General features: G+C 54.8%; 8 protein-coding genes. 4 read left to right on the forward strand and 4 right to left on the reverse strand.

Annotation, left to right across the window (positions count from 1 at the left end; all coding sequences use genetic code 11):
- Nucleotides 1-66 precede the first annotated feature (66 nt).
- From J2I48_RS25065 to J2I48_RS25075, 3 genes are all read left to right on the forward strand, one after another.
- On the forward strand, nt 67-2,244 hold the full coding sequence (locus J2I48_RS25065) for a TonB-dependent receptor plug domain-containing protein (RefSeq protein WP_207338264.1): 2,178 nt from the start codon (nt 67-69) through the stop codon (nt 2,242-2,244).
- A gap of 126 nt (nt 2,245-2,370) precedes the next feature.
- On the forward strand, nt 2,371-3,306 hold the full coding sequence (locus J2I48_RS25070; protein ID WP_207338265.1) for an endonuclease/exonuclease/phosphatase family protein: 936 nt from the start codon (nt 2,371-2,373) through the stop codon (nt 3,304-3,306).
- 78 nt (nt 3,307-3,384) lie between these two features.
- Nucleotides 3,385-3,594, forward strand: a complete 210-nt coding sequence (locus J2I48_RS25075; RefSeq protein WP_207338266.1) for a hypothetical protein — start codon at nt 3,385-3,387, stop codon at nt 3,592-3,594.
- A 109-nt stretch (nt 3,595-3,703) separates the two neighbouring features.
- Here J2I48_RS25075 and J2I48_RS25080 read toward each other — a convergent pair whose 3' ends face one another.
- The gene (locus J2I48_RS25080; RefSeq protein WP_207338267.1) at nt 3,704-4,741 is read right to left on the reverse strand and encodes a spore photoproduct lyase family protein; all 1,038 of its coding nucleotides are present in this window, start codon (nt 4,739-4,741) and stop codon (nt 3,704-3,706) included.
- A 298-nt stretch (nt 4,742-5,039) separates the two neighbouring features.
- Between J2I48_RS25080 and J2I48_RS25085 the strand changes: the two genes are divergently transcribed.
- Nucleotides 5,040-6,755 (forward strand): glutamine--tRNA ligase/YqeY domain fusion protein, encoded by a 1,716-nt coding sequence (locus J2I48_RS25085; protein WP_207338268.1) that lies wholly within the window; start codon nt 5,040-5,042, stop codon nt 6,753-6,755.
- A 310-nt stretch (nt 6,756-7,065) separates the two neighbouring features.
- Here J2I48_RS25085 and J2I48_RS25090 read toward each other — a convergent pair whose 3' ends face one another.
- From J2I48_RS25090 to J2I48_RS25100, 3 genes are all read right to left on the reverse strand, one after another.
- Nucleotides 7,066-8,169, reverse strand: a complete 1,104-nt coding sequence (locus J2I48_RS25090; RefSeq protein WP_207338269.1) for an FHA domain-containing protein — start codon at nt 8,167-8,169, stop codon at nt 7,066-7,068.
- Between the two features lie 168 nt (nt 8,170-8,337).
- Nucleotides 8,338-8,910: a Riean_0653 family protein gene (locus J2I48_RS25095; protein ID WP_207338270.1), complete on the reverse strand. Its 573-nt coding sequence runs from the start codon at nt 8,908-8,910 to the stop codon at nt 8,338-8,340.
- A gap of 344 nt (nt 8,911-9,254) precedes the next feature.
- Entirely contained in the window at nt 9,255-10,502 is a 1,248-nt protein-coding gene (locus tag J2I48_RS25100; protein WP_207338271.1) for an MFS transporter, read from the reverse strand.
- Between the last annotated feature and the right edge of the window lie 65 nt (nt 10,503-10,567).

Below are 10,567 nucleotides of genomic sequence, written 5' to 3' on the forward strand. Positions count from 1 at the left end.
TGAACGCGAAGCTGACTAGTCAGGCTGCATTGTACATTATACATTGTTCATTGTACATTCACTCTCATGAAACCCACGTACCTTCTCTTTTCACTACTCAGTCCCCTTTGTTACGCCCAAACTGACACGGTTCGGCTAAATACCGTTACGGTGTCGGCTACTCGGTTTGTGCAGCCTGCCCGCCTTTCGCCCTACCAGATCGAAACCGTTTCGCGAGATCGGATTGCCTTTTTGAATCAGCAAAATACTGCCGACATGCTTCAGCAAACGGGCAACGTGTTTGTGCAGCGAAGTCAGGGTGGGGGTGGTAGTCCGGTGCTACGTGGGTTCGAGGCCAGCCGCGTGCTGCTGGTGGTCGATGGGATTCGGGTGAACAATGCCATTTTTCGGGCGGGGCACCTGCAAAACGTTCTCCGCATTGACCCGGCTATACTCGAACGCGCCGAAGTACTCTTCGGCCCTGGCTCCACGCTCTACGGCTCCGATGCGCTGGGCGGGGTGATGTATTTCCAGACGCGAAACCCAGAACTGTCGGCAGGCGGTACTGTGGTCCGGCTTAACGCCTACGTACGGGCAGCCTCGGCCACCGGCGAACGCACCGCCCACGCCGACGTAAATATTGGCACGCGGCGGCTGGGGTTCCTCACGGGCGTGACCGCCGCCAGCTACGGCGATGTGCTTCAGGGCGATAACCGCAGCGCCGCCTACCCCAACTTCGGCAAGCTGACCCAATATGTCGACAACTCGTCGGTGCCGGATCAGATCGTGGTTAATCCTAACCCAAACCGGCAGGTGGGCACGGCCTATCAGCAGCTTGATCTACTGCAAAAAGTGCTTTTTCAGCCAGCAGAGGGCATTCGGCATACCCTCAACGTGCAATATTCGACCACCGGCAACGTACCCCGCTATGATCGTCTGAGCGAAGTGACGGCCGGAAAACCTACCTACGCCGACTGGTACTATGGTCCTGAAAAACGGCTGCTGACTGCTTACCAACTGGCCGTTACGCGACCTACGGCCCTGTACGATCAGCTTCAGGTATCGGTTGGTTATCAGGCTATCGCAGAAAGCCGCAACAGCCGTCGCCTGGGAGGAGCCACCCTGAAACGGCAGGTAGAGCAGGTGGGAGTCTGGTCGGTCAACGCCGATGCACAAAAACAATTCGGCAGCCATGCCGTGCAGTATGGGCTGGAACTGACGCACAACGACGTAACCAGCACCGCCACCCGCCTGAACGTGAAAACAGGGGCTGTTACTCCCGCCGACACCCGCTATCCCGATGGGGGCAGTACGCTCCAAACGGCCGCCCTGTACGTGACCGACCGGCTGACGGTTTCGCCCGTGATGAACCTACAGGCGGGGCTGCGCTATACGCTTACCAACCTGAAAGCCACCTTCCGCGACAAGACCTTTTTCCCCTTTCCGTATAACGACATCCAGCAGTCGCCGTCAGGTTTGGTGGGGTCGCTGGGGGCGGTCTATACGCCCACGGCAGCTACCAAGATCAGTCTGCTGGGGTCAACGGGCTTCCGGGCACCCAACGTAGACGACCTCACGAAAGTGTTTGAATCGTCGCCGGGAACGCTGATCGTGCCCAACCCAAACATCAAACCAGAATACACATATAACACCGAACTGTCTGTTAGTCAGTGGGTTGGTAATGCATTGCAACTCAACGGGACGGTCTACCAAACCTGGTTTGAGAATGCTATTGTGGTCGATGCGTTCACGTTCAACGGCGCGTCGACCACGGTCTATGACGGCAAAGACAGCAAGGTGTTGGCCCCGCAAAACAAACGCCGCGCCACGGTAGCTGGCTATACCATCGGGGCTAGTGTGCGGCTGGGCAGCGCGCTCACGTTCAACGGGTCGGTGAATGGCACGGCGGGAAAAGTGGGCGACGACAAAAACACTCCCCTCGACCACATTCCGCCTACCTACGGCCGGGCGTCGCTAAGCTACCGCCGGGCAGGGGTGCAGCTGGAAGCCTTCACACTCTTCAGTGGCTGGAAACGTATTGCCGACTACAACCCCGATGGCGAAGACAACGGCACCTACGCCACCCCCGACGGTATGCCCGCCTGGGCCACGGCCAACCTACGCGGTAGTGTCCGCGTTGGTCGCATCGGCAGTATTCAGGCCGCCTGCGAAAACATTTTCGACACCAATTACCGCACCTTCGCCAGCGGCTTCAGCGCCCCAGGCCGCAATTTTATGCTGACGTTGCGATTGGGCAGGTTATAGTGGTTAGTGGTTTGTAGTTGCTTCGCGCTGTAGTGGGCTGACGCCTGGCCCTTCGACTAGGCGTCAGCCCACTACAGCGCGAAGCAACTACAAACCACCAACTACAAACCACTAACCGCAAAAAACATGCCCCAACTACCCCTAAAAACATACCTCCGCTTGGCAACTGTAGGCCTGGTGCTGGCTACGGTTTTTGGGCAACTGACGGGAGGGTACTTCTTTCTTTTTGAGCTGCTGAGTCACTTTTCGGTGCAATATGCCGTGGTGGGGCTGGCGTTGGCCGGTTGGCTTGGCTGGCACAAACAATGGCTTTGGACTGCGCTGTCGCTGGCGTGCGTGGGCTGGCACATGGCCCTGATTATGCCCTGGCTGCTCGCCGAAAAACCGATATCATCCGGGCAGCAATCCCAACTGCGCATTCTCCACGCCAACGTACTGTTTACCCGGCGCGACCTGAGCGAGACGATCCGGTTTGTGCAAGAGCAACAGGCCGACGTGTTGGTGTTGCAGGAAGTGACGGTAGGGCACATGCCTCAGGTGTGGGCAGCGTTGCGGGGCGAATACCCCTACCGCGACACCATCCGGTCGAAGGGACCGTGCCATATAATGGTCTTAAGCCGGACGCCCTTTGTGGCCGATTCGGCAGCGCGGGCGTTAAAGGTTATTCACCTCACCACCACCGTTCGGGGGCACACGTTCGAGTTGTTTACGGTACACCCGCGCACGCCCATCTGGTACCCCTGGTTTCGGGAGCGCAACAGACAACTCGCCTTTGTAGCCGACCAACTAACCCGCGCCAAACACCCCGCGCTGCTCACAGGCGACTTCAATATCAGCGTGTTTTCGCCCGTCTACCGGACACTTTTCAACAGAAAGGCAGCCATTACAGCCTGTAGGCGCGGCTTCGGCCTACAACCCACCTGGCCGCGTTTTCTGCCCCCCGCCTACCTCCCCATCGACCATACGTTTGTCAATAACGGCTTTATGACTGCCCAGTTTACCGCGCTTCCTCAGCCCGGGTCAGACCACAAGGCCATCCGAGTTGACCTGCACTTTCGCTAGAAAAGAGGCCTACTTACCAAAACACCCTAGTATGTAAATGGGTTAAGTTGGTAATATAAACCAAACTAGTCCAACGTTATGGCAGTCAAGAACAGCAAGGCCCTGGAGGTCGTCGAAGAAGAGTATAAAGATCAACATGCCGGTGGCAAAGCCGACAACGGCGCAGGCCATGGGGCTGCTGGTGGCGGGCACAACAGCGGCACGTCGCACAAAAGCAGCAAAAAGAGCAAAGGCGGCAGCAGCGCCGGTAGCTCAACGGGGGGAAGTAAAGGCGGGCATAGTAACTAAGCGTTGAGAAACAAGAAGTGAGAGGTAAGAAACAAGAGACAAAAATCAACGCTACGGAAACACGCTTGCGCAAGCTCTTGCTTCTTGTTTCTCACTTCTTGCTTCTTAACTAAAAAATGTACCGTATCCCGCACCAGGGGATCTCTTCCTGCACCAGCCGCTCGAAGATGGTGATCATCTTGCTTTTCAACTGGTGGTCGTAACGGATGTTCCAGCCCCCAAACTGGCTTTGCTTGTTTTCCTGCAAGGCGGGCACCCACAGCAGTTCTTCAGCTTTAGGGTTGATGGCCAGATTGGCCTGATGTTGCGCCTGATTGTGGGTCAGAAAAATTACTTCACTCTGTAGGTGCGCCTTCACGTCGGGCCGTACTGCCGCGTCGAGCTGCCGGAACAAATCGCGGTAATCGTCGCGCCATTGCTTGCCGCCGTACACAATCACGGGCGAAAAGTTTAGATGTACGTCATAACCCGCGTCATAGAAGTCATTGATAGCCGCAATACGCTTCTCGATGCTATCGGTGCGCACATCGACGAGCTTGCTCACGTGGGCGGGCATGAGGCTAAACCGGATGCGGATCTTACGCTTCGGGTCGAAATCGAGCAGCGACCGGTTTACGAACTTAGTGGCAAAGGTGGCTTTGGCGCGGGGGTGATCGCGGTAGAAAGCAAACACGTCGCGGATGCCGTCGTTCAGGCCGTAATCAACGGAAATATCGGAGTTGCAGCCAATATCGTACGTCCAGAAAGTAGGGTCAGTCTGGTTAGCGGGCTTGGGCCAAGGCAGCGACTGCACGTGCTGATCAACGGCCCCGGTAATCTCGTCAACGTTGGTGAAGAGCGTGATGGGGTTCACCGCTTTGTGCCGATCTACATAGCAATAAGCGCACCCGGCAAAGCAACCATTGGCTAAACTCGGCGCAATGTAGTCTGAGCTGCGTCCGCTCCACTTACAGGTGGTCATCTTCAACTTACCCAGCACCAGCACATCTGATTTCACCTTGAAATGGGTCATGCCCAGCTCTGGCAGGCGGTTGTGCTGCGTCACTTGCAGAGCTTCGGCCTGGGGATATTGGGCCAAAATGGCCTCGCCCCGTTCGTTCATAGCGTCGGCGGTATAAAGCACTAGGGAAGGATTAAATTCAGGCATTTTCGGGCGTTGAGGAGTGTATAAATTTAACGCTTTCTTGGAGTAGAATGTTCCTTAATTTTTGGGTGTAAATGGTTGATAGTTAGGTAGTTGTTAAAAGATAAATTAGGTTTTGATTTACACCTGTTACCTACCAGAATTGAGTGACGCAACTGTTCTTGTTCAGGGGAGTCTGACCGTGGTATAAACGACCAAACCGCAAACCACAAACCCCTTCCCCCAACCCCCTTTCCTTGCCAAACCCGGCCAACCGGCGTAATTTTGAGGTTTACCAGCATACAACCGGCACCAACAACGTATGACACCCCCCGCTAACGAACCTTCGACCGAACGGTCGTTGAATTTTATAGAACAAATCGTTGAAGAAGACATCTCGGCGGGCCTGCACGACGGGCGTGTACTCACCCGTTTCCCGCCCGAACCCAACGGCTATCTCCACCTCGGCCACGCGAAATCTATCTGCCTCAACTTCGGTTTGGCGCAACGCTACGGTGGGCTGACCAACCTCCGTTTCGACGATACCAACCCTGTTACAGAAGACACCGAATACGTCGATTCCATCAAAGACGACGTGCGTTGGCTGGGCTTCGACTGGGCGCAGGAACTGTATGCCTCTGATTATTTCGATCAGCTCTATGCCTTTGCCGAAGCCTTGATCGAGAAGGGATTAGCGTATGTAGACGATTCGACAGCAGCCGAAATTGCCGCGCTGAAGGGGTCGCCCACAGTGCCGGGTCAGCCTAGCCCCTTCCGCGACCGGAGCGTGGCCGAAAACCTCGATCTGTTCCGGCAGATGAAGGCCGGTGCCTACCCCGACGGGGCCAAAGTGCTGCGGGCCAAAATCGACATGGCTTCGCCGAATATGCACTTTCGCGACCCGATCATTTACCGCATCAAGCACGCACACCATCACCGCACGGGCGATGCCTGGTGCATCTACCCGATGTATGATTTCGCGCACGGGCAGTCGGACGCCATTGAGCAGATCACGCACTCGATCTGTACGCTGGAGTTCATTCCGCACCGGCCGCTCTACGACTGGTTTATTGAACAGCTGGGCATTTTTCCCTCGAAACAGTACGAGTTTGCCCGCCTCAACCTAACCTACACCGTCATGAGCAAGCGCAAGTTGAAGCGGCTGGTAGAGGGCGGGCACGTAACCGGCTGGGACGACCCCCGAATGCCAACCCTGGCGGGCATCCGGCGGCGCGGCTACACACCCGACAGCCTCCGCGAGTTCTGCGAACGCATTGGCGTGGCCAAGCGCGACAACCTCATCGATGTGGGGTTGCTGGAATTCTGCATCCGTGAAGAGCTGAACCGGACCACCCACCGCGTGATGGCCGTGGTTGACGATCAACCTATCAAGCTCGTGCTGACCAACTACCCGGAAGGGCAGGAGGAGATTATGCACATTGAAAACAACCCCGAAGACCCCGATTCGGGCACGCGCGAGGTGCCCTTTGGCCGGGAGGTCTACGTGGAGCGCGACGACTTTATGGAGGTGCCGCCGAAGAAGTATTTCCGGCTGGCACCGGGCCAGATGGTCCGGCTCAAGGGGGCCTACATTGTGCGCTGCGACGAGGTAATCAAAAACGGCGCGGGCGAGGTGACCGAACTGCACTGCACCTATATTCCCGAAAGCAAAAGCGGGCAGGACACGTCGGGCATCAATGTCAAAGGCACGATCCATTGGGTGTCGGTGGCTCATGCCGTGCCCGCCGAAGTGCGGTTGTACGACCGCCTGTTTGCCGCCGAAAACCCCGCTATGGAAGAAAAAGAGATGGAGTCAGATGACGACAACGCGTTCCTGTCGCTGCTAAATCCCAACTCGTTGGTGGTCGTGAAAGGTATGGTAGAACCCAACCTCGCGGGCCGGGCTGTGGGTGAGCGCGTGCAGTTTATGCGCAAAGGCTACTTCACCGTTGATGTTGATTCGACCCCCAATCAACTCGTCTTCAACCGCACCGTGACCCTAAAGGACGCCTGGGCGAAAGAGACGAAGAAGAGTTAAAAGCAAATGGAGTAATAATAAAAGGCCCTGTAAATCATTGATTTACAGGGCCTTTTAGTGCACTCAGCAAAGAGTATAGGTTTCTAAACCGACAGCAAATGTCGTGCGAACCTATTCGTGCCATAGGTACGACAGGTTTGTAGCAAGACGAGTGCTTACGATAGAACAAAGCGTGCCGTAGGTACGCTACAACACAGGCGCCGTGGTTGCGTACCTACGGCACGCTGGACATCCGTGTACATGCACCCTATTGGGCTACAAACCTGTCGTACCTACGGCACGAATAGGGCCGCAGATCCTGCTCAACGTCTCAAATTAACCCCTCAAACGTGAGCGTCACGACGCCGTTGAGCAGGATTTGTGCTTTGCGGGGCAGGGCTACCCAAAGTGGGTTGGCGGGGTCGCTGCGTTCTACAATTTGCTCGTTGATACGCGTTTCGTTGCGGCTGAACGACGCTAGTTCAAACGCTTGTAAGGTATCGTTATACCGAATCCGGGCGTGAGGGTTCGATACGTAAGCCGAGTCGAGGCGGATGTAGTTGGGGAACGGCTCGTTGTCGGGCTCACGTCGGGCCAACACCACCTCGCGGTCCTGCATCCAGTAGGTTTCTTCCACGTTCGAGTCGGCCATGTAGCTCTCTATTTTGGCCAGGGCCGCGAGCTGTTCCTTACGTACTGCGGTAGCAACCGGGGCTGGGCCGACGAGGGGTTTGTGCGACGGAGCCGCTGACGTAGGCGGGGTTGCCTGAGGCACCGCGGGTGTTTCTGTTGCCGCCGACGTAGGTGCCGGAAGAGGTTCAGCCACTGGCTCAACAAACTGCTCGAAATCGATTTTTACCGAAAAAGCCCCCGACTCCCGAAAATCGATGTGGCTGAACGCCAGCATGTTGGTATCTAGGGTGTTGTAAACATTGGTGTTTTTTACCTTGCGCGTGGCCTTCACGTTCATGGGTCGGGCGGGGGCAGGCGGGGCGGGTTTGGCTACCTCACCCCCCACGGCATTGCCCGACAGCGACCCGATCACGGCCATGTCGCCGGGGCCAATGTCGCGCCCGTTGTACTCCTTGCCCGGACCAAACTTAAAATACCAGTGCGACGCCACCGGCACGATGGTGTCTTGTGGGCGTTTGCGTTGTTTTAGGTGGGCATAAAACGTCCGCACAGCCTCATCCACAATCACGGGCAGAGCAGCCAGTCGCTCTTCGTAGGCGGCGGGGTGGAGGATCACCAGAAAATGCGAGTCGAACAGCAGCCGGGTACCCACCGTTTCGCGGGCCAGCGACTGGTCGAAACAGGCGATGATGTCGTGCAGGATACGCTCGTTAGAAACGATGGTCGGCGCGGCATCGGTTTCGGCCTTGGGAATGATCAGGTTGCCAAGCTGTTGCAGGAAGCGGTTGGGCTTTTTTTCCATCGAAACGGAAACGTGAGTAAGGTTGTGGGAGGACAATCTATCTAACTAACGTCGGCGTTAGCCAGATGTTTTTAGTGGTATGATTAGAAAGTAGGAGCATACCAATAGCAATTTATCGAGATGTGAAATTATCAACGAATTGATTAGTTCAAAAAGTAGCTTTTTATCTTAGAGATAGGTAATATATGGCGTATCGAAACGCCCACTTGTGATACGTACTATTTTACCCGTAACTCGATGACGAGCTTCAAACTCAAACGTGCCAGATACAAAACTGGATGTATGTTTTGTGATTGTTACTGTGCCAAGATGCTGGTAATCGGTCCAGTATGAATTTTTAAATGAGAATGCCGGACTAGTATCATACGAACCGGTGTTTGCACAGACGCGCGGTAGGTCATCACATAAACTGTCTAATTTATACGTGCCTATCTGTCCAGTGTATTTAGATAGACTTACTAACAAGTATTGACTTTTATTATCATTACCTCCCCCAATGAGCAACGTTTGTTGCGTCGCCAGATAACGTGCTGTAATACTGCCACTTTTAAAATCGTTGGAAACAGGTGTCCATCGCTGACCATCGATATAGCAACCCATTGTGTAACTCCCTGTTTGGGTAGCAGCAGGTAAATCTGATCTCGGTTCTATGGGCGTACACCCAGAAATTAACCCAATTAGTAAGGCGTAACAGATGCCAGCCAAAAAATTTATTCGGTGTACTTTTGTTAATTTTTTCATAATTTTGAATTAGTTAAATTGAGCAATACAAAGCATAACAAAAGGATCCTTCTGCTGTTTAAATAAATTAATCATTCACATTTTTGATTTTCAAAAATTACGTATATTAAAAACAGGTGGCTGGCTTCCACACTATGCCTTGGACAATTGGTATGAATAGAGATCAATCAAACTTCTACAAAGCAGATCATTATAGCACAAAGTAATTGCCTTTTAACCAAACACCTGGCAGCACAAAAAGCGTTTGGTTTATAGAAATAGTTATTCTATGGGAGACTTTATCACTCCTGTGTGGTCAATTTGTCCCACACGTTTTGCTTCTCAAGGAGTTGACTTACAGATGATTATGCTTCCACAAAATCAAGCTCCTTAGCAAAGGTCTCTTCCATGTTGGATAGACTCCAAAACGCCAGTCCGAAGACCACTATACCGATGATGGCGGCGGCGTTGAGGGTGCCAAATGCGGGTTTGAGGGCCTGGAACGAAAGCGTCATGGGGATGAGCATACCCCGCACAATACTGGGCACCGACGTAGTAGCTGTGGCGCGGAGGTTGGTGCCGTATTGCTCGGCCACCATGGTCAGGTACATGGCAATGTAGCCCGTGCAGAAGCCCAGCAGTAGGCAGATGGCGTAGAGCATTCCGACGGTTCTTAGTCCGCCGAAAAGGTATATGGTGCAAAGTAGAACACTGGAAATCAGCAAATAAGCCACCGCTCGTTTGCGGGAACGGAGCCATTGGCTCAGCGGTCCCGATAGCATATCGCCCCCGGCCAGGCCGATGTAGAGTAGCATCACGCAACGCCCCGGCTCTACGGTATTGGGCAGGTGCATGGCCTCGCCAAACTCGTTGGCAAACGTGGCCAAGATACCCACAATAAACCAAGTGGGCAACCCCACCGCCACGCAGCGCAGGTACTTGCCAACGCCCGCCCAACTGCGAAAAAACTGCCCGAAATTGCCGCGACTTACGCCCACGTGTTCCTGCTTCATGGCCGTAAACAGGCCTGATTCAAATACACTCACGCGGAGCAGCAACAGGGCCAACCCCATGCCGCCGCCCACGAAAAAGGCCGTTTGCCAGTCGAAGAGGCTGTTGACGATATAGGCTAAGCCCGCGCCGAGGTAGCCCACCCCCGCCACCATCGAGGTGCCGTAGCCGCGAATGGCTTTGGGCAGAATCTCGGCCACCAGCACCATCGCTGCCCCGATTTCGCCCGAAAGGCCCACGCCCGCCACAAACCGCATGAGGGCGTAGTAATCCGTAGGGCGCATGAACGTGATGTAGGGCACCACCCCGCAGGCGATGTTGGCTAGTGAGTACATCACGATGGAGCCAAACAGCACTGACATCCGCCCGCGCCGGTCGCCGATGATACCCCAAAGAATGCCGCCCACCAGTAGCCCCGCCTGTTGGCAATACAAAATAAATGCCCCAACACTCGACACCTCGGCCTTGCTCAGCCCCATCGACTGCAAACTAGGCACGCGTACAATACTGAAAATCAGCATGTCATATACATCAACGAAAAACCCCAGCGCCGACACAATGACGGGGAGGGTGAGGAGGGGAGAAAGGCGGTGGGGGGGCATGAATTGATTTACGATTTGGGATGTACGACTTACGATTTGTTGCTTACGCAGGCGTAACCCCCCGC

The sequence above is a fragment of the Fibrella aquatilis genome (assembly GCF_017353255.1).
In the GTDB taxonomy this organism is placed as follows: Bacteria; Bacteroidota; Bacteroidia; order Cytophagales; family Spirosomataceae; genus Fibrella; species Fibrella aquatilis.

What these genes read in the sequence shown, in the direction of transcription:
- J2I48_RS25065 (WP_207338264.1), top strand. Translation starts at nt 67, where the DNA reads ATGAAACCCACGTACCTTCTCTTTTCACTACTCAGTCCCCTTTGTTAC.
- J2I48_RS25070 (WP_207338265.1), top strand. Translation starts at nt 2,371, where the DNA reads ATGCCCCAACTACCCCTAAAAACATACCTCCGCTTGGCAACTGTAGGC.
- J2I48_RS25075 (WP_207338266.1), top strand. Translation starts at nt 3,385, where the DNA reads ATGGCAGTCAAGAACAGCAAGGCCCTGGAGGTCGTCGAAGAAGAGTAT.
- J2I48_RS25080 (WP_207338267.1), bottom strand. Translation starts at nt 4,741, where the DNA reads ATGCCTGAATTTAATCCTTCCCTAGTGCTTTATACCGCCGACGCTATG.
- J2I48_RS25085 (WP_207338268.1), top strand. Translation starts at nt 5,040, where the DNA reads ATGACACCCCCCGCTAACGAACCTTCGACCGAACGGTCGTTGAATTTT.
- J2I48_RS25090 (WP_207338269.1), bottom strand. Translation starts at nt 8,169, where the DNA reads ATGGAAAAAAAGCCCAACCGCTTCCTGCAACAGCTTGGCAACCTGATC.
- J2I48_RS25095 (WP_207338270.1), bottom strand. Translation starts at nt 8,910, where the DNA reads ATGAAAAAATTAACAAAAGTACACCGAATAAATTTTTTGGCTGGCATC.
- J2I48_RS25100 (WP_207338271.1), bottom strand. Translation starts at nt 10,502, where the DNA reads ATGCCCCCCCACCGCCTTTCTCCCCTCCTCACCCTCCCCGTCATTGTG.